Annotated in this window: 12 protein-coding genes; 9 read left to right on the top strand and 3 right to left on the bottom strand. The window is 72.1% G+C overall.

Features of this window, described 5'->3' with window-relative positions; all coding sequences use genetic code 11:
• Window positions 1-72: 72 nt before the first annotated feature.
• From ACWFR3_RS03570 to ACWFR3_RS03550, 5 genes are read left to right on the top strand one after another with little or no spacing between them, the layout of a single operon-like run.
• Window positions 73-1,356 carry an ABC transporter substrate-binding protein gene (locus ACWFR3_RS03570; RefSeq protein WP_453732872.1) on the top strand — a complete coding sequence of 428 codons (1,284 nt, stop codon included), beginning with the start codon at window positions 73-75 and terminating at the stop codon, window positions 1,354-1,356.
• Complete coding sequence (locus ACWFR3_RS03565; RefSeq protein WP_453732871.1) at window positions 1,353-2,312, top strand: carbohydrate ABC transporter permease; 960 nt, start codon at window positions 1,353-1,355, stop codon at window positions 2,310-2,312. Before ACWFR3_RS03570 ends, ACWFR3_RS03565 begins: the two co-directional genes overlap by 4 nt.
• Window positions 2,309-3,178 carry a carbohydrate ABC transporter permease gene (locus ACWFR3_RS03560; protein ID WP_453732870.1) on the top strand — a complete coding sequence of 290 codons (870 nt, stop codon included), beginning with the start codon at window positions 2,309-2,311 and terminating at the stop codon, window positions 3,176-3,178. Before ACWFR3_RS03565 ends, ACWFR3_RS03560 begins: the two co-directional genes overlap by 4 nt.
• Window positions 3,175-3,780: a hypothetical protein gene (locus ACWFR3_RS03555; RefSeq protein WP_453732869.1), complete on the top strand. Its 606-nt coding sequence runs from the start codon at window positions 3,175-3,177 to the stop codon at window positions 3,778-3,780. Before ACWFR3_RS03560 ends, ACWFR3_RS03555 begins: the two co-directional genes overlap by 4 nt.
• Complete coding sequence (locus tag ACWFR3_RS03550; protein ID WP_453732868.1) at window positions 3,777-5,600, top strand: hypothetical protein; 1,824 nt, start codon at window positions 3,777-3,779, stop codon at window positions 5,598-5,600. Before ACWFR3_RS03555 ends, ACWFR3_RS03550 begins: the two co-directional genes overlap by 4 nt.
• 28 nt (window positions 5,601-5,628) lie before the next feature.
• On the opposite strand, the gene ACWFR3_RS03545 is transcribed toward ACWFR3_RS03550, so the two are convergent.
• From ACWFR3_RS03545 to ACWFR3_RS03535, 3 genes are all read right to left on the bottom strand, one after another.
• Window positions 5,629-6,354 (bottom strand): class I SAM-dependent methyltransferase, encoded by a 726-nt coding sequence (locus ACWFR3_RS03545; RefSeq protein ID WP_453732867.1) that lies wholly within the window; start codon window positions 6,352-6,354, stop codon window positions 5,629-5,631.
• Window positions 6,355-6,438: 84 nt separating this feature from the next.
• Window positions 6,439-9,147: a discoidin domain-containing protein gene (locus tag ACWFR3_RS03540; RefSeq protein WP_453732866.1), complete on the bottom strand. Its 2,709-nt coding sequence runs from the start codon at window positions 9,145-9,147 to the stop codon at window positions 6,439-6,441.
• A gap of 133 nt (window positions 9,148-9,280) precedes the next feature.
• The gene (locus ACWFR3_RS03535) at window positions 9,281-9,952 is read right to left on the bottom strand and encodes a GntR family transcriptional regulator (protein WP_453732865.1); all 672 of its coding nucleotides are present in this window, start codon (window positions 9,950-9,952) and stop codon (window positions 9,281-9,283) included.
• Between the two features lie 266 nt (window positions 9,953-10,218).
• Here ACWFR3_RS03535 and ACWFR3_RS03530 point away from each other — a divergent pair, with 266 nt between their 5' ends.
• The 4 genes from ACWFR3_RS03530 to ACWFR3_RS03515 all read left to right on the top strand — a co-directional run bounded on the left by ACWFR3_RS03530 (window position 10,219) and on the right by ACWFR3_RS03515 (window position 17,773).
• A complete protein-coding gene (locus tag ACWFR3_RS03530) occupies window positions 10,219-12,570 on the top strand; it encodes a collagenase (protein WP_453732864.1) in 2,352 nt (783 codons plus the stop codon).
• A gap of 161 nt (window positions 12,571-12,731) precedes the next feature.
• The gene (gene bdeA / locus ACWFR3_RS03525) at window positions 12,732-13,628 is read left to right on the top strand and encodes a bis(hydroxyethyl) terephthalate hydrolase (RefSeq protein WP_453732863.1); all 897 of its coding nucleotides are present in this window, start codon (window positions 12,732-12,734) and stop codon (window positions 13,626-13,628) included.
• 200 nt (window positions 13,629-13,828) lie between these two features.
• Window positions 13,829-16,435, top strand: a complete 2,607-nt coding sequence (locus ACWFR3_RS03520; RefSeq protein ID WP_453732862.1) for a LuxR C-terminal-related transcriptional regulator — start codon at window positions 13,829-13,831, stop codon at window positions 16,433-16,435.
• 75 nt (window positions 16,436-16,510) lie between these two features.
• On the top strand, window positions 16,511-17,773 hold the full coding sequence (locus tag ACWFR3_RS03515) for a PucR family transcriptional regulator (protein WP_453732861.1): 1,263 nt from the start codon (window positions 16,511-16,513) through the stop codon (window positions 17,771-17,773).
• The last annotated feature ends 1,155 nt before the right edge of the window (window positions 17,774-18,928 follow it).

Here is an 18,928-nt window from a genome sequence, read left to right as displayed (position 1 = left end):
GAAGCGCCTGTCAGAAGTCCACACACGTATCAGAAGACCACACACGTATCGGAGAGGAGAGGTGCCATCGGCATGCCCGGAAACAGGACAACGTGGTCCTGCGCGACGGCCGCGGTGCTCACGCTCAGCGTGCTGCTCACCGGCTGCGGCGGCTCGGACGAATCGAGCGGCGGCGGCAAGACCGTGCTGCGCTACACCTGGTGGGGCAACCCCGACCGGGCGGCCCGTACCCAGGAAGCCGTCGCGCTGTTCGAGAAGGAGCACCCGGGGATCACGGTGCAGACCTCGTTCGCCGGCTACGAGGCGTACAAGCAGAAGCTCGCCACCCAGGCGGCGGGCGGCGACGCCCCCGACGTGATGCAGCTGGACTACCGGCAGATCGACCAGTACGCGGCCGGCGGCATCCTCCTCGACCTGGGAAAGCAGAAGAAGGCCCTGCGCACCGACGAGATCGACGCCGGGCTCCTGGCCACCGGAGTCGTGGACGGCACCCAGTACGCGATCCCGCAGGGCAGGGGCACCGAGACCGTCGTCTACGACGCCAAGCAGTGGAAGGCGGCCGGGGTGACGCCCCCGCGCAACGGCTGGACCTGGGACGACTGGGCCGATGCGATGCGGGACCTTGCGAAGAAGACCGGGAAGCCCGGCTCCGTCGATCCGGGACAGAGCGAGGACTGTTTTGAGGTGTGGCTGCGCGGCCAGGGCAAAACCCTCTACACCAAGGACCGCGAGCTCGGATTCACCGCCGATGACCTGACCCGCTGGTGGACCTTCACCGACAAGCTGCGCCGCGAGGGCGCGGTATCGGCCGCCGAGCAGACCACGCAGCTCGACGGGACGGTGGAGAACCAGCCGCTGGCCCGCGGCAAGGCCATCTCCGACTTCAACTGGGATGCGCCCTCCAGCGGCTTCACGCCCATCGTCGGCGAAGGTCTCACGCTCGCCCCGATGCCCTCGGGCACGGACGGCACGCCCGGCCAGTACTTCAAGCCCTCGATGTTCATGGGCGCCGCGGCCACCAGCGAACATCCGGAGGAATCCGCCCAGTTCATCGACTTCATGATCAATGACGAGAAGGCGGCGAAGATCCTCGGCGCCTCGCGGGGTATCCCGGTCAACGAGCCGATCCGCGACGACATCGGCCCCGAACTCAAGGACTTCGACAAGACCGTCGCCGACTACCAGGACTCCGTCGACGGGAAGCTCGAAGCGCCGCCGCAGGCCCCGCCCTCGGGCGACAACGCCCTGCAGACCACCTTCGGGCGGGACTACGACCAGGTGTCGTTCGAGCAGATGTCACCCCGCGAGGCCGCGGAGGACTTCATCACCGAGGCGAAGGCGGAGGTGCGGTCATGACCACCACCGACATACCCGCGAAGGCCGCCCGCGCCAAGAGCCCCGAGCCGCCGCGAGGGCCGCGCGGAAAGCGCGAACGCGAGGGCGCCGCCTGGGTGTTCCTCTCGCCCTGGGTGCTCGGCGCCGTCGTCCTGACGCTGCTTCCGATGGCCGTCTCGCTGTATCTGTCCTTCACCGACTACGACCTGTTCAACGCCCCGCGCTGGGTGGGCTTTCGCAACTACGTCCAGATGTTCACCGAGGACCCGCGCTACTGGCGCTCGGTCGGCGCGACCCTGACCTACGTCGTCATCGCCGTGCCGCTGCAACTGGCGCTCGCGCTCGGCGTCGCCCTGGCCCTGAAGTCCATGCGACGCGGCAAGGCCTTCTACCGGTCCGCCTTCTACGCCCCCTCGCTGCTCGGCGCCTCGATGTCGATCGCCCTGGTGTGGCGGGCGGTGTTCAACGACGGCGGCACCGTCGACAACCTCCTCTCGGACATCGGCATCCACACCGGCGGCTGGGTCAACAAGCCCGGTTGGGCGCTGTTCGCCGTTGCGCTCCTGACCGTCTGGCAGTTCGGCGCCCCCATGGTCATCTTCCTGGCCGGCCTGCAGCAGATCCCCACCGAGCTCTACGAAGCCGCGGCGGTGGACGGGGCCAGCCGCAAGCGGCAGTTCATCTCCATCACGCTGCCGATGCTGTCCCCGGTGCTCTTCTTCAACCTGGTGCTCCAGACCATCCAGGCCTTCCAGGTCTTCACCCCCGCCTTCGCGGTGAGCGGAGGCAAGGGCGGGCCCGCGGACTCCACCCTCTTCTACACGCTCTACCTCTACGACCGCGGCTTCGTGGCCTCGCACATGGGCTACGCCTCCGCCATGGCCTGGGTCCTGCTGATCGCCATCGGAGCCGTGACCGCGGTGCTCTTCCGCACCTCGCGCTCCTGGGTCTTCTACGCGAACGAGGGGGAGCGATGACCACCACCACTGCCACCACCGCGGGCCGGCGACCCGTTCCCTGGCGCCGCATCGCCCTGCACGCCGGATGCCTGGCCGCGCTCCTGGTCATGCTCTATCCGCTGGCCTGGCTCGTCGCCACGTCGCTCAAGCCCGCCGACGAGGTGATCGCGAGCCTGAACCTGCTGCCCAGCAAGCTGGAGTGGTCGAACTACTCGACCGCCCTCGACGGCGTGGACGACGTGTCCGTGGGCCGGCTGCTCTCCAACTCCCTGCTGATCGCGGGCGGCGCGGTCCTCGGCAACGTACTGAGCTGCTCCCTGGCCGCCTACGCGTTCGCGCGGCTGCGGTTCCGCTTCCGCGGGCCGCTCTTCGCCTTCATGATCGCGACGATCATGCTGCCGCACCACGCGGTCCTGATCCCGCAGTACATCATCTTCAACCAGCTCGGCATGGTGAACACCTACTGGCCGCTGATCCTGCCGAAGTTCCTGGCCACCGAGGCCTTCTTCGTCTTCCTCATCGTGCAGTTCATGCGCGGCCTGCCGCGCGAGCTGGAGGAGGCGGCGAGGATCGACGGCTGTGGTCCGTTCCGCAGCTTCTTCCTGGTCGTCCTGCCGCTCACCCGGCCCGCGCTGATCACCACGGCGATCTTCACGTTCATCTGGACGTGGAACGACTTCTTTACTCAGCTGATCTATCTCTTCTCGCCGGAGAAGTTCACGCTGACCCTGGCGCTGCGGTCGTTCGTGGACGCCTCCAGCCAGTCGGCGTTCGGCCCGATGTTCGCGATGTCGGTGATCGCGCTCCTGCCGATCGTGCTGTTCTTCCTCGCCTTCCAGCGCTTCCTGGTCGAGGGCATGGCCAACTCGGGGGTCAAGGGATGAGCGCCCGGACCCGCGAGACGGGCGAGATCTTCGGGCCGCGGATGACGCTGTTCGCCGACGTCCTGGCCCTCGGGGTGATCACCGCGCTCGCCTGTCTGCCGCTGCTCACCGCTCCGGCGGCGCTCTCCACCGCCTGCGCGATCGTGCGCGGCACCAGGGACGAGCAACCCGCCACCGCGCGGCGGTACCTGGCGCTGCTGCGGGAACGCTTCCGTCCCGGTGACCTCGCCGCGGGCGCCGTCGTACTCGCCGGGGTGCTGCTGTTCGCCGCGGACCTGGCGCTTGCCGGGGCGGGGCTGCCCGGAGCCGGCGTCTTCGCCGTGACGGCCGCGGCGATCGGGACGTGCGCCGTGGTCGTGGGCCTGCGTGCCTGCGCCCGCCCCGAAGCGCTCACCGACTGGCGGGCCGCTGTGCGCGGCGCCGCCGGTGACGCGGCACGGGACGTGGGCGGCAGCGTTCTGGTTCTGTTCGCCCTTGCGGCGGCCGCGCTGTGCGCCTGGATGATGCTGCCGCTCGCCTTCCTCGTACCGGGGCCGCTGGCCCTGGCCCTGACCGCCATCGACGTACGGGGCGTCCGCGTGCCCCACGGGGAGACAGCGTGATAGCCCGCAGAACCTTCCTCGCCACCTCCGCCACGGCCACCGCCGCGGGCATCGGCTCCATGTCCGGCCAGGCGGCGGCAGCGGCGGAGGGCGCCGCATCCGCAAAGCCCCGGCGAGACGAGGGCTTCCTCGGCTTCCTCACCGAGGCCGCCGACGCGCGCGCCACCGCCGTCCTCGACGGCTACGACGACAACCTCACCGAACTGCGCGACCGGGGCAAGGCCCGCGCCGCCGCCCGCAGTCTGCGCACCCTCACCTCCGTCTACGTACACGCCGCATCGGCGTACCACCACGACGGCGCGCTCCCGGGCCCGCTGGCAGAACTCGCGGACGCCCTCGCCGACGAGCAGTTCGACGACGGATTGTGGGACCAGGGCGCCGTCCACTCACCGCCCGACACCGCCTTCTCCATCGTCGACCTCAACATCGCCTACGCCCTGCTCGACCAGGACGGCGAACGGGCCACCGCCGAGCTGCGGTCCACGATCGAGCGCATCCTGCGCAAGGCAGGACCCGGACTCGCCCACGGCGGTGTGCACACCGCCAACCACCGCTGGCTGGTCTGCTCGGCACTCTCCCGCATCCACCGCCGCTGGCCCGATCCCACCTACCCCCGGCGCATCGACGCCTGGCTGGCGGAGGGCATCGACCAGCTCGCGGGCGGCGAATACAGCGAGCGCAGCCCCACGTACTCGGCGGTTGTCACCAACCCCGCCCTGCTGACCCTCGCCCGCTTCCACGACCGGCGCGACCTGTACGCACACGTACGCGACAACCTCACCGCCTCGCTGTATGTCACCGAGCCCAACGGCGAGGTGGAGTCCGTCCATTCGCGGCGCCAGGACCAGGCGGCGCTGCGCTACCTGCCCGAGTTCTGGCTCCAGTACCGGGAGCTGGCGATCCGCGACGGCAACGGCACGTTCGCGGCCATGGCCGCGCTGATCCAGAAGCGCGGCATGGCGCAGACCTTCGGCGAGACCCCGCCGGGCGACCGGCTCGCCGAGGTCCTGGACCGCCCCGAACTCGCCCGTGAGCTGCCCGCGGCCAAGGAGCTGCCGACCGACTTCGCGCACCACGACGACAGCTGCCGCCTGGTGCGCGTGCGCCGCGGCGAGCGGACGGCGAGCATCTTCGGCGGCACCGACCTGCCGGAGCTGCACGCCATCTCATCGGGCCTGTCCACCAACCCCACGTTCTTCAAGATGCGCAAGGGCGCCGCGATCCTCGACTCGCTGCGGCTCGCCCCGCAGTTCTTCTCGCTGGGCCCCTTCCGCTCCGAGGGCCTTGAGCGCCGTGGCGACGCCTGGCGGCTGCACGCGGAGGTCCGCGCGGCCTTCCACCAGCCGCTTCCACGCCGCCACCGGCGCAAGGACGGCCTCTATCCGCTCACCGACGACGGGCGCTTCTGGTCGGCGATGGACTTCCCGCACCGGCCCAAGGAGTACCGGGCGCTGCGCACCGAGATCCTGGTGCGCGAGACGGACGACGGCGGCTGGGAGCTGTCCTTCGACGTGTCGGAGTCCGCCGTGCCACTCGCCCTTGAGCTGTGCTTCCGGCGGGGCGGGAAGCTGGCCGGGGATGGTCTGGAGCCGGTCGGCGGAGCCGACGACACCTATCAGCTGGTCAGCGGCGAGGCGAGCTACACCGTTGGCGAGGACCGGATCACCTTCGGCCCTGGCAACGGCAAGGGCGGCAAGCAGCCTCCCGTGGTCGAGCCGGGGGAGCGGTACACCTGGATGAACGGCTCTCTGACCCCGGACGGCATCCGGGTATTGATCACTGGCCGCTCGCCGCTGACGTATCGGCTGTCCCTGCGCTGACGGGCTGCGGGCCTGCGGGCCCTCGGCCCTACGGGCGGCGGGCGAGGAAGACGAACTCCTTGCCGGGGCGGTCCGGGGCGTCGCGGATCTCGTCCACCGCGTAACCGTGCGCCGTGAGCGAGGCGGTCACTTCGTCGCGCTCGCGGAAGCGCAGGGTCGAGTCGGAGGTGAGGGTCTCGCCCGTCGCGGCGAGGATGTAGGTGTGGCGGAAGGAGACCAGCGGCAGGCTCACGTCGGTGGCGTCCACCCAGGTCTCGATGTCCCCGACGCCCTCGACGGTGACGGTGCGCTGGGTCGCGGCGCGGTTCCATTCCTCCCATGCCCGCCGGGCGGGGTCGCGGGTCTCGAAGACGAGGTGGCCGCCGGGGCGCAGGGCGGCGTGGATGCCGTGCAGGCTGTCTTCCCACAGTGTCGGGTCGGCGATGGCCTGGGCCACGTTGGCGGTCATGGTGACGAGGTCGACCTGCATCCCGGGGAGCGTGGTCGCGTCGCCGTGGATCCACCGGACGTGCTCGCTGCCGGGCTTGGAGCGCGCGACGGCGAGGGAGGCGGCGGCCGGTTCCACGCCGGTGACCCGCATTCCGCGCCCGGCGAGCAGCAGCGCGAACGTGCCGGTGCCGCAGCCCACGTCGAGTACCTGACGCGCGTTCAGTTCCGTTGCGACAGCGGCGTATACGTCCAGGTCGCTGCGATCCGGGTCGAGCGGGTCGTAGAGCACTGCCAGTCTGGGATTCGCGTACGCCTCGTCTGCCACGCCCGGCAGGTTAACAACGGGAGCGGCGTTGGAGGCACTGGATTTCCGTGCCTCCACCACCGCTCCCGCCGATTCGGCCGCGAACTATCGCTTTACGGTCAACTCCTGGATTCCAGCGGGCTTCTTGGCGTCCTTGGAGGTGAACTTCACCCGGACGTAGCGGGCTTGCGTGTCTCCGTCGTCTCCGCCCGGTGAGGCCTTGCTCCAGTGCCGCCCGTCGAGCGACGTCTGCACGGTGTGCTTCTTCGGCTTCACGTCCGTCCAGTGCGGGGTGATCCCGGAGATGCGGGAGGCCTTGCCGAGGTCCGCGGTGAGAGTGGCGCGGGCGGAGTCGGGGACCCAGGCGGTGGCGGTGTTGCCGTCGAGCGCGGCCTTCGCGTACTGGCCGGGCTGTTCCGAACTGGCCTTGCCCGTACGGCACCTGGCCAGGTTGTCGGTCGGCTCCAGGTCCGGGCGGCGGGTCTTGAGGTGCGCGGGCGCGCCCTGGCTGACGACCTGCTTGCCCTGCGGGGTCTCGATCTCGAAGGGCCCACCGTGGGTCAGGCGCACGGTGGTCTCGTGCGGGCCGATGGCGATGTCGTACGTACGGCCCTGCCAGTGCTGTCCGTTGAGCTTGATTCCCTGCGACAGCTGCGGCGGCAGCATCGGGTCGAGGTGCACGCTGTTCTCGCGCAGCCGCTGCCCGGTCAGGCCATTGGTGAAGACCTGGAGGAAACCGCCCTGGCCGGTCGTGAAGTTCTGGGCCGGGGAGCCCGACAGCGGGTCGGTGGCCCCCGCCTTGTCGCCGCGCGCTTCGGAGAAGAGGTTGAAGGGGCCGCGGACGAAGGGCCGGATGGAACGCTCCAGATAGGTGTACGCGGAGCAGCCGGGCTCACCGATGGACGCGGCGTCGATGGCGTGCACCGAGTCGGTCATGGCGGGGCCGTCGGGGTCGGTGCGGGCCGCGTAGTAGTCGAGGGTGTTGGTGGCGGCCTTCTTCGACATCGGCCACTCCAGCGGGTACATCAGGAGCACGGTGTCCGCCTGCTTGATGACCGAGCCCTTGTAGCCGTCGTACTGCTTGAAGACCTGCTTCTTCTTGTCGTAGGGGATGCGCAGCTTGTCGGCCACGGTGTTCCAGCTCGCCGGGGTGCCCTCGCCGAGGATCTGTGCGACGCGGCCGGCGGTGCGCAGGGTGGTGGCGGCGCCCGCGTTGGTGAACACGCCGTCGTCGACGCCGTTGCTGTACTCGTCGGGCCCGGCGACGTCCTTGATGGAGTAGCTGCCGTCGGCGTTGTGTGTGGCGCGGTCGGCCCAGAACTCGGCAATCCCCTTGATCACGGGCCAGCCGCGGGTGCGCAGCCAGTGGGTGTCCTTGGTGGCGAGGTAGTACTGCCAGGTGGCCAGGGCGACGTCGCTCTGGAGGTGGTTCTGGGTGCGGCAGTGCGGCGGGTCGACGCTGTGGCACTCGGACTTGAGGTCGCCCCTGCCCGCGCTGGTCCAGGGGTAGAAGAGGCCGCGGTGGCCGAGCTGCTTGGCGTTGGCGCGGGCGGCGTCCCTGGTGCGGTAGCGGTAGTCCACGACGGACTTGGCGAGGTCGGGGTGGGCGGCGAGGAGAGCCGGGTACATCCAGGTCTCCGCGTCCCAGAAGACGAGGCCGGCGTAGTTGTCGCTGCTCAGGCCGGTGGGGGAGATGCTGTTGGATGAGCCGGTACGGGTGCTGGAGAGCAGCCCGTACTGGGCGGATCGCACCCATGACTGCAGGTCGCCGCGGCCGGGCACCTCGATGTCGCTGCGCCACAGCTTGCGCCAGGCGGCGGTGTGCCCGCTGAAGAGGGCGTCCCAGCCGCGTCCGGCGGCCCGCTGCGAGGCCGCCACGGCGTCGCGTTCGGGGGAGCGGGAGGTCAGTGCGGTGTCGACGCCCACGTACTTGGTGAGTTCGTAGGTCTGTCCGGACCGGACGGGGACGCCGACGGACTGATGCGCGCTCAACTTGCGGGCGTCAGCGGAAGCTTGTTCATTTCCTGTACGCACTCCGTGCCCTGCGCGGAGTGTCGAGGCGACCGTCCCTTCGGTCTTCGTACCCTGCGTGCGGAAACCCACGGTCATGGTCCCCCGGTCGGCGCGGGTGCCTTCGGCGGTGGGGGAGACGCGTCGCGCGCCGCGTCCGTCGATGCGGTCGGTGACCTTCGCGTCGCCGTCCCAGTGCGGGGTCATGCGCAGGCGTACGGCGCCGACGTGGGGGTTGTCGCGGTCGGCGAGGACGTCGTAGACGAGATCGGTGGCCCGGCCGTCCTTCGCCGTCCAGGTGAGCTCGGTGCGCACCAGGCCGCGGCGCAGGTCCAGGCTCTGCCGGTAGTGCGAGATCCGGGAGGCCGGTGTCGCGGAGGTGAACGTCTCGGAATCATGCCCGCCGGTGGAGACCGTGAGCGGCGACCAGGTGGGGATGGCCGCGGCGACCTGGCGGTTCTCGGTGGTTTCCTTGTTGTGGGCGTAGAGCCCGGAGACGAAGGAGCCGTCGTAGCGGGGGGTGAACAGCGGCCATCCGGTCTTGGCGTCGGAGGCGGTGTAGCCGCTTCCGTTGGGCGCGACGCGCTGGCCGAGATAACCGTTGCCGACGAAGGCGTGGTACGTGTCCTTGGCGTCGATGCGGGTGGACGTCATCGTCCAGCCGTCACCGGAGAGCGCGGGCGTCGTCGGCGCTTCGGTACGCGGTGTCGCGGTGCCGGCCGCCGCGGTGGGGGGAACGGCCGCCGCCAGCACACCCACGAGGAAGGGTGCGATGAACCGGGCCGTGCGGGGGAGGGACCTCATTGTGCTCCGTTGCGGGGTCGCCGGGGAAGGTCAGGCGACCATAAAGACGTGAACGGTCCGCGTCAATGAACCGCGCAATGCGTTGAAGAATCAAACGAACTCGCGGGTAGGTCAGCCCGGGGCGGACCGGGCCCTACTCCTTGTCGCCGCGCGCCCAGAGTGAGCGGACATGCCCGAGATGGCGGGTCATGCACGCTTCCGCCCCTTCGGCGTCACCGGCGACCATCAGGTCGAGCAGCTCGATGTGCTCCTGCGCCGACGGGATGAGGCGCCCGCGCTCGTCCAGCGCCGTCAGTCCGTACAGGCGGGAGCGCTTGCGCAGGTCGCCGACGGTCTCGACGAGCCGGTCGTTGCCGCCGAGCGCGAGCAGGGAGAGATGGAACTGCCGGTCGGCTTCCAGATAGCCGATGAGGTCGTGGTCGCGGGCCGCGCGGACGATCTCGTCGGCCACCGGGCGCAGCCGCTCCAGCTCCGCGCGTGCGGCGGACCGGGTGATGCGGCCGACCATGGGCACTTCGATGAGGGTGCGGATCTCGGTGTACTGGTCGAGGTCGCGTTCGTTGACCTCGGTGACGCGGAAGCCCTTGTTGCGGACCGGCTCCACCAGGCCCTCGCGGGCCAGGTCGAGCATCGCCTCGCGCACCGGCGTCGCGGAGATCCCGAAGTCCTCGGCGAGCACGGGCGCCGAGTAGACCTCGCCGGGCCGCAGCTCGCCGGATATCAGTGCGGCCCGCAGGTGGTGGGCGACCTGGTCGCGCAGCCGCTCCCGGGGGGTGACGAGGGTGCGCTGTGTGAGGTGACCCATGGTGGTGATCCCTTCGTGGCCCGCAGGTCGTGGCCCGCGCGCCCGCCCCGAGTGGTTCACCAGCGTACAAGGTCACAAGTGTGACGAACGGGCAGTGACCGAGGGGGAGTTGGGAGCTGTCTAGCGTCTGAGGGGTTGTCAGTACCATTTCACATTACTACGTTACGCATCACATGGCGCAGGGCCTTGACCGTCAAATGCCTTTGTACGTACGGCAGTTGGTGCCCTCGGCCCTCCGTGCACCTCCCACACTCCAGGAGCCTGTCGTGCACCAGCCCCGAACCCTTCGCAGATCCGTGGTCGTCGCCGCGATATCCGTGGCCCTGTGCGCCACTGCCGCACCGGCCGCACCCGCCGACGCCCCCGATCCCGCCCGGCGTCCGGCCACCACCGCGCCCGACGCTCCCGCCGCTCCGGGACCCGGGGCGCCGAACCCGTTAGACCGGGTCGACCGCCGCGCCAGCGCCCCGAAGTCCGCAGCCCGGCAGCTCCCCGCCCCCGGCGGGCTCACCGGCGGCCGCGTCCCCGGCGCCCGTACGGACAAGAAGAAGGCCACGTCAGACGTGCCCCGCGCACGAGTCGGCAAGGTGTTGGTGCCGTGCACGCTCGACGGCGTCACCGGCCTGTCGCCCGCAGAGTTCACCGCGTTTCTCGCCGACCCCGCCATCACCGCCGACGGCTGTCTGCGCGGTCTCATCTGGACCTGGGACAAGCGCCTCGCACCGGTCATGTCGGCCGCGCACATCCAGGCCGTCTCCCGGCGCATCACCCAGCTCGCCGCCTCCCACGACGCCACCAACGGCACTCACCTCCTGGAGCTGTTCACCTACCTCCATGCCGTCTCCTACCAGGGCTTCTCGCACGACGAGGTCGACCTCTCCGACCCGGCGACCCTGGCCGCCATGCGCGGGGCGGTCGACGCATTCGGCAAGGCCTCCCGCGCCTTCGACGTCACCCGCTCCAATGCCGAGACCCTGCGCGAGGCGCTGACCGCGGCCAGCGCTGCGGGGCTGCGCCAGCACCAACTCCCGTTGGTCAAAAGGGTCCTGGCGACCATGGACGCCGCCCATCCCGACACCGCGCGGGACGCGAGCTGGGCCGGTGCCGCCCTCGCCGCGCTCTCCCTGAACTACCTCGGCGTCTACCCCGGCAACCAGGACGCCGCCTTTCGTGCGGCGGTGGCCGCCGACCCCTCCTACCGGGCCGGGTTCAAGGCGTTCGGCGGATACGCCCATCTCAAGGGCGGGTCCAATGCCTGGGTGGCTCGTGACGCGGTCAGCGAGTACGGGCGGATGGGCCAGATCGACGCCCTGCGCGGCGAGATCGTCGCCGGGCTCGGCCCGCTCCTGGACACCACCGCCCGCACCTTCGGTGACGGCAGCGCTCCGTGGGCCAAGGCCGTCACCTGGCTGATCGAGTTCGACGCCTGCAAGCCGTACCAGGTGTGCCGCGACGACATCGAACGCCGCCTCTTCCCGCAGACCTACACCTACGACGAGGGCGGCATGAAGGTCCGCACCGCGCTCGACCGCCGCACCGTCGACCAGCTCTACTACGCGAGCAAGCAGGTCAAGGCCCAGTTCCACCGCGTCGTCGGCACCGAGAAGCCGCTCGGCGGCGACCCCAACACCACCCTGACCACCGTCCTGTACGCCTCGCGCGCCGACTACGAGAACTACCATCCGCTCCTGACCGGCATGGGCACCGACAACGGCGGCGTCTACATCGAGAAGGGCGCGACCTTCTACACCTACCAGCGGCGCGTCCCCCAGGACTCCTCGCTGACGCTGGAGGAACTCTTCCGCCACGAGTACACGCACTACCTCAACGGCCGCTGGGCGGTGCCCGGCTTCTTCGGCGAGGGGCGCTGGTACGAGGGGGACCGGACGACCGCGATGGACGAGGGCACCGCGGAGTTCTTCGACGGCGCCACCCGCGACGACGGCATCAAGGTCCGCAAGTCCCTCGTCCAGGGCATCATCGACGACACCGCGGGCGGCGGGCCGCGCATGAGCGTGAACCAGCTGCTGCACGCCACCTACGACGGGGACGGCTTCCGCTTCTACGACTACGCGGGCACGTTCTTCGAGTTCCTGTGGGCCGAACGCCCGGCGCTGCTCAAGGAGATGTACCGCTACCTGCGCTCGGACGATCCGGGCGCCTTCGACGCCTGGCGCGACCGCCTGGGCCGGGACGCCGGGCTGCAGCGCGCGTACGACGCCTTCCTCGACGAGCAGATCGCGCACGTCGACGAGCTGTTCGTGCCCGACACCGCGTACGTGCCCGTGGACCGGCTGCGCGACAGCACCGCCGGCCAGGTCCGCTCCTCCTTCGTCGCCACGACCGGCATCACGCCCGACTGCCGCTCCACCAGCGCTCCGGGGCGCCCGCGGTTCGTGTGCGCCGGGCGGATCACCGCGAACCTGGGCGACGCGGCCAGCCCCGACCGGGTCTTCAAGGACATGTCCGAGACCGTCGACGCCTACATCCTCGACCGCGCGGCGGGCGGCGACAACAACCTCACCGACATGAACTGCACCTTCGGCGAGGTGGACATCTGGACCGGCGGACGCGCCGGAACGTCGGACTACTCGTGTGAGGGGCCCCTGCGCGGCTGACACCCCCGTACGGCCGACGTGCGCGCGACACCGGTGATTTCGCCGATGTCGACACCCCGTCAACAGCGCCACGGTGGGGACCGCCAACCAACACGGCGGTCTCCACCGGGGCTCATCTCCTTCCTCCTGTGTGGCTCCGCCCCGACAGAGAGGACCCCTCCGTGCGCCTGCACGTCTTCTCCCGCCCTGTGGTGCGGGCAACCCTGGCCGCCGCGGTCGCCACCGCCGGCCTCCTCGGCACGGGCCTCGCGCCCGGCGCCCAGGCCGCCGCCGACAACCCCTACGAGCGTGGGCCCGCGCCCACCAACTCCAGCATCGAGGCCTCGCGCGGCTCCTACGCCGTCTCGCAGACCAGCGTCTCCTCGCTGAGCGTGTCGGGCTTCGGCGGCGGCACCGTCTACTACCCGACGTCCACCGCCGACGGCACCTTCGGCGCGGTCGTCATCTCGCCCGGCTTCACCGCCTACCAGTCGAGCATCGCCTGGCTCGGGCCGCGCCTCGCCTCGCAGGGCTTCGTGGTCTTCACCATCGACACCAACACCACGCTCGACCAGCCCGACAGCCGCGGACGCCAACTCCTGTCCGCACTGGACTACTTGACCAAGACCAGCTCGGTGCGCAGCCGCATCGACACCTCCCGGCTCGGCGTGATGGGGCACTCGATGGGCGGCGGCGGCACCCTGGAGGCCGCCAAGAGCCGTACGTCCCTGAAGGCGGCGATCCCGCTGACGGGCTGGAACACCGACAAGACCTGGCCCGAGCTGAAGACGCCGACCCTCGTCGTCGGCGCGGACGGCGACACCGTCGCCCCCGTCGCCACCCACTCCGAGCCGTTCTACGAGTCGCTGCCCGGCTCCCTGGACAAGGCATACCTGGAGCTCAACGGCGCCACCCACTTCACGCCGAACTCGTCCAACACGACGATCGCGAAGTACAGCATTTCCTGGCTGAAGCGGTTCATCGACAACGACACCCGCTACGAGCAGTTCCTCTGCCCGCTGCCGCGGCCGAGCCTCACGATCGCGGAGTACCGGGGCAACTGCCCCCACGCTTCCTGATCCTGATGCTCTGTCACTGGGGGGGGCGTCCGTCCGCCACCGGGCAACCGGCGGCGGACGGACGCGCATTCCCGCCGGATCGTGACATAGCGGGCCCCGGCTGTGCCCGTGCACATCGGGACGCGGCGGCCGTTGGGGCCGTGCCCAGCCCTGCGGACGCGGGGCTTCCGGGCTGTGTTACGCGGAAGTAACGTGCGAGCGTGACCCCTTCGACGACCGTACCCGGCGCGCTCCGGCCCCCCGAGCTCCACGGCCGCCGCGAGGAGACCGCCGCCGTGGAATCCCTGGTGAACGGCTTGCGCGCCGGTCGCGGCGGCGTACTCGTCCTGGCCGCGCAGCCCGGCCTCGGCCGCACCGCGCTCGTGGAGCACGCCCGGGCGATCTGCGCCCCGATCCCCTCGGTCCAGCCGACCGCACCGGCGCCGCTGCCGCAGGACGGCCCGCTCCTGGTCTGCGTCGAGGACGCGCACACCTGGCACCCCGCGGACCGGGCCGCCCTCCTGGCCGACCTGCGCCGCCTGCCCGCCGCGCGCCCCGTGGCCGTCCTGCTCACCCTCGCCGAACACCGCGCCGTCACGGGCGAGTCGGACGGTCTGGCCACCCTGCGCCTGCGCCCCCTGAACGACGGTGCGGCCGCCGCCCTGCTCGACGGGCTCACCCCGGGCGCCACCGACCCCGTCGTCGCCGCCTGGCTCATCCGCGAAGCCGCGGGCAATCCGCGCCTGCTCACCGCCCTGGTCGCGGCCCTGACCCCCGACCAGCTGGCCGGACGCACCCCGCTGCCCGACCCGCTGCCCGGCGGAGAAGATCTCCTGGACGCCTACGCGGCCCGCATCGACGCACTGCCCGCTGCGGCCCGCACCTTGTTGCTGCTCGCCGCGGCGGCCGGTGAACACGAGCCCGACGGCGCGGGCGCGGACCTGGCCCTGCTGCTGCGGGCCGGCGGCGCCTCCTCGGGACTGGCCCCCGCCGAAGCGGCGGGAGCGGTGGTCGGAGCGGGCGGGCGCCTCCACTTCACCCACCCGCTCCTGCGCCGCGCCATGCTGCGCCGCACCCCCCTCGCCCGCCGCAGAGCCGCTCATGCCCGCCTCGCCGAGGCCTGCCGCGACCGCCTCTCCCGCCTGGTCCAACTCGCCTGCGCGGCAGGGGACCACGACGCGCGGCTCGCCGGAGACCTCGCCGCGGCGGCCACCGCACCCCGCCCCTACGCCGAGCGCTCCGCCGCCCTGGCCCGGGCCGCGGCGCTCACCGCCGACACGACACTGCGCACCGACCGTCTCGCCGACGCGGCGGAGGCATCGCGCCTCGCGGGAGACCCCGTACGGGCCCGCGCCCTGCTGGCCCGCACCGCTGCCGCCCCCGCCCACGGCGGCGTGCACCGGGTGCGCGGCCTGCTGTCCCTCGCCGACGGCCCGGCCGCCGACGCCAGGGAGGCGCTGCTCACCGCGGCCGTCCTGCTGCCGCCCGAACCGGCCCGCCACGCGCTGATCGGCGCGGCGGAGGCGGCCTGGGCGATGGGCGACGCGGCGGCCTACCAGGAGGCGATGGCGCGATTACCCGTCTGCACCGACGACCCGTCCCTGGAGGCCTACCGCGCCGGGATGTGCGCGGTCCTCGCGGGCCGCACCGCCGAAGGCCACGTGCTGCTGCGCCGCTGCCTGGAGGACGTGGCCACGGAGAGCGAGCCCGCCGGGCTGCTGCGGGCCGGTAGCGCGGCCCTGGTCGTCGGCGAGGTCGAGACGGCCTGTGCGGCGGGCGCCCGCGCTCTTGCCGCCGTGCGCGCCTACGGCCCCGAAGTTTTGCTGCCGCGCGCCCTGGAACACCTGGCCTACGGAGAGTTGCGCGCGGGCCGGCACACCAGGGCCAGGGCGCACGCCCTCGAAGGTCTCGGGGCCGCGCACCGCACCGGGCAGCCCAACGTCGCGGTCTGTCTGCACGCGGTCCTCGCGCTCGCCGCGTCCGTGGAGGGCGACGCGGCGGCCTGCGCGGCGCACGCGGCAGCCGCGGCGGACGGGGCGGGACCGCACGGCCTCACCCAGGCCGCCACGCTCGCCGTCTGGGCCGTCGCCCGGGCGGATCTCGCCGCGGGGCGTCCGGGAGACGCGGCCGCCCGGCTGGCCCCGCTGGTCGCTGCGGGACCGCGCGGCGGGCACTTCGCCGTGCGGAAGCTGGCCGTCCCCTGCTTCGTCGAAGCGGCCGTCCAGGCCGGACGCACGGCGGAGGCCCAAGCCGCCACGGCGGAATTCACCCGCTGGGTCGAGGCCACCGCGGACCGGCAGGCGCCGGCCCAACTGGCTCGCTGCCGCGCCCTGCTGGCCCCGCCCCAGCAGACGGACGCCGCCTACGCGAACGCGCTCGCGCACCACGACCGCTCGCCCGGCGAGTTCGAACGCGCCCGTACGCAGCTGCTGTACGGCCAGTGGTTGCGCCGCAGGCGCCGCACCCGCGAGGCCCGGGGGCCCCTGCGGGACGCGCTGGTCGGCTTCGAGCGGTGCGGGGCGCGCGCCTGGGCGGACCGCAGCCGCGGTGAACTGCGCGCCGCGGGCGAGGCGGTGGCGGGGGAGCCGGGGCCGGGCCCGCTGGCGGCACTGACCCCGCAGCAGCGACGTATCGCCCGTCATGTGGCCGAGGGTGCCACCAACCGTGAGGTGGCGGTGCACCTCTCGGTGAGCCACCGCACCGTCGACCACCACCTGCGCAATGTGTTCGCCGCACTGGGCGTACGCTCCCGCGTCGAACTGTCGCGACTGCTCGCCGGGGAGGGTGAGTTGCCGGACCGTGATGTGGAGATTGCCGCACAGCTCTAGGTACCGACTGGGCGGTATGCCATTCTTCGGGCGTCAGGAAGATCCTGCTGTGCGCACATTCCCCGGGGAGGCCCCATGCCACACGTCCTGCGGTCACGGGTCGGAACCCTGCACGAAGTACCCGTCCTCACCCCCATCGCACCGGGCTCACGCTCCCTCCTGGACGCCGAGGCCGTCGCCGTGCTGCACCGCGCGGCGCGCGCCCTGCTGCGGGACCTGGCCGCGATGACCGACCGGCTCGTCGCCGCCCTGGGCGAGCAGGAGCCCGCCTACCGGACGGACATCGAGACCCGCCCCACCGAGGTGTGGCAGGAGGTCCACCGCTCCCTGCGCTACAGCGTCACCTCGCTCCTGGAGCCGGGCGGGACCAGGGAAGCCGCCCACCGCACGTCCGTGCAGATCGCCGCGGTGCGCGCCGAACGGGGCCTGCCGCTCGACGCGCTGCTGCACGCCTTCCGGCTCGGCGGGGCGATGGTCTGGCAGGGCCTGGTCGAGGAGGTCTCGCGCGGCAACCCCGACGACATGCGCCTGCTCATCCATGTCGCCACGGACGTGTGGAACTTCGTCGACGAGCACTGCCGGGTGGTCGCCGACGCCTACCGCCGCACCGAGCGCCGCATGGCCTGGCAGCACGAGAACCGGCTGCGGCTGCTGACCGCGAGCCTCCTGGACGGCAGCGCCCGCCTCACCGACCTGCCCACCGCCGCCGACGTCCTGGGGCTGCCCGAGGACGGCTGGTACGCCGTGATCGCCCTCGCGGGCGACGACAGCCGCCTGACCCTGCCGACCGGGACGCGAACCCTGCGCCACACCGCTCCAGGAATCCAGTACGCGCTGGTGCTGCTCGGCGACGCCGACGGCGACCCGGCGGCCGAACTCTCCGCGCTCGGCTCCGCTCTCGCCCTGCCGCCCGGAGCCCGGGCCGGCATCGGCTCACCCGTGGAGACCCTGGCCGCCGTCCCCCACGCCCGCCGCCTCGCCGACACGGCGCTGCGCGCCTGCCCCCGCAGCGGCGGCACCGTCCTGCTTGACGAACGCCTGCCCGACGCCCTGGTCGTATCGTCCCCCGAACTCGCGGAGGCGCTGGCCGAGCGCGTCCTGGGCCCGCTGCGCACCCTCGACCCCGCCGACCAGGACCTCCTCCTGGACACCCTCGTCGTCTGGCTGGAGGCCGACGGCTCCGCACAGCGCGCGGGCACCCGCCTCTACTGCCACCGCAACACCGTCCTCAACCGGCTGCGCCGCGTGGAGCAGCTGACCGGCCGCAGTCTCACCCGGGTCGGCGACCTGGTGGAGATCTCGCTGGCCCTGGGGGCCCGGCGGCTGCTCGGCGGCTGAGCGGCCGCCGAGCGGGCGCGCCAGGACGTCCGGCAGCCAGGCGGCCCGGATGCCCCCTGCCGACATCAGACGCTGAACCGCGACGACTGCTGTCGCCCCCGAGGCGCGCTTGATCGAGTCCAGTGCCCGCAGGGACTCTACGTACCCCTGTGCGTAGGCCCGGTTCGCCTCGATGAGCTGGTGACCGGCTGGGATGTCCCGGAACAGCGCGGGCGACGCGGTGGCGACGCGGCGCACGATCTCCCTTGCCGCGCAGGCGCCGAGCCGCTCGCTTACGTCGGCCACGACCACCGGCAGCAGCCGCTTCACCCGGAACCACAAGGTGATCTCGGCCAGGCCGGGATGCTTCTCGGCGGCCTGCTGCTCGGCGATCATCGCCCAGCCCTCCAGGGCGCTCGTCTCCCCGAGGACCGCCGCCGCGACGCCGAACCGCAGCCGGGCGTGATGGGCGTGCAGGGCGTGGCCGGGGAACGCCTCGTGCGCCAGGAGCAGCAGCAGGGCAAGGCGGTCACGGGCCGTCGCCTCGCGCGCCGTGGGCACCTGCGGTCCGAGGTACACCACTCCGCCGCGGTGATCGGGCCGGAACAGGGCCACCGGCACGAGATCGGCCATGGGGCCGCGGGCCCGGCGTATTTCGGGCGGTTTGAATCCGGTGGGCAGGCCGGGCGCCCCGGTCGTCAGGAGCAGGCGCAGAAGAGCGGTCGGCTCGTGCCCGGCCAGGTCGTGTGCCAGGGCGGCTGCCTCACCGGCATACCGGTGGCGGGCCGTGGCGTGCTCGGCGGCGGTTTCGAGGAGCAGGTCGCTCATGGCCCGGTGTGTGTCGCCGGGCGGCGCCGCCCAACGGTCGGGGGAGGCCTCTTGGGAGCGGGGCGTCCGCAGCAGGCTCGGGTGCCGTGCGGCTGCTCTCAGCGCACGGACATACCGACGGCACTCCTCCGCGTACTCGGGCCGCTCGGCCGCCAACGCGCGGCTCTGCGCGCAGGCGTCGGCCAGCGTCGTCCCGCGCTCCCCGAGCCGTCGCAGCCACCGGTCCTGCCCGTGGATCCAGTCGCCCAACTGCCGGGCCACTGCCCGGTCGCAGGCGGTCGGCGCGGCGCCGGGCACGGGGGAGAGGCGCGCGGACAAGGCATGCAACTCGGCCCTGCTCGCCTCCCT

The organism is Streptomyces sp. NPDC055189 (assembly GCF_053606765.1).
The sequence above is the reverse complement of the archived record's forward strand: the minus strand, read 5'-3'. Positions and strand labels throughout refer to the sequence as shown.

What these genes read in the sequence shown, in the direction of transcription:
- ACWFR3_RS03565 (WP_453732871.1), top strand. Translation starts at nt 1,353, where the DNA reads ATGACCACCACCGACATACCCGCGAAGGCCGCCCGCGCCAAGAGCCCC.
- ACWFR3_RS03560 (WP_453732870.1), top strand. Translation starts at nt 2,309, where the DNA reads ATGACCACCACCACTGCCACCACCGCGGGCCGGCGACCCGTTCCCTGG.
- ACWFR3_RS03535 (WP_453732865.1), bottom strand. Translation starts at nt 9,952, where the DNA reads ATGGGTCACCTCACACAGCGCACCCTCGTCACCCCCCGGGAGCGGCTG.
- ACWFR3_RS03570 (WP_453732872.1), top strand. Translation starts at nt 73, where the DNA reads ATGCCCGGAAACAGGACAACGTGGTCCTGCGCGACGGCCGCGGTGCTC.
- ACWFR3_RS03540 (WP_453732866.1), bottom strand. Translation starts at nt 9,147, where the DNA reads ATGAGGTCCCTCCCCCGCACGGCCCGGTTCATCGCACCCTTCCTCGTG.
- ACWFR3_RS03555 (WP_453732869.1), top strand. Translation starts at nt 3,175, where the DNA reads ATGAGCGCCCGGACCCGCGAGACGGGCGAGATCTTCGGGCCGCGGATG.
- ACWFR3_RS03515 (WP_453732861.1), top strand. Translation starts at nt 16,511, where the DNA reads ATGCCACACGTCCTGCGGTCACGGGTCGGAACCCTGCACGAAGTACCC.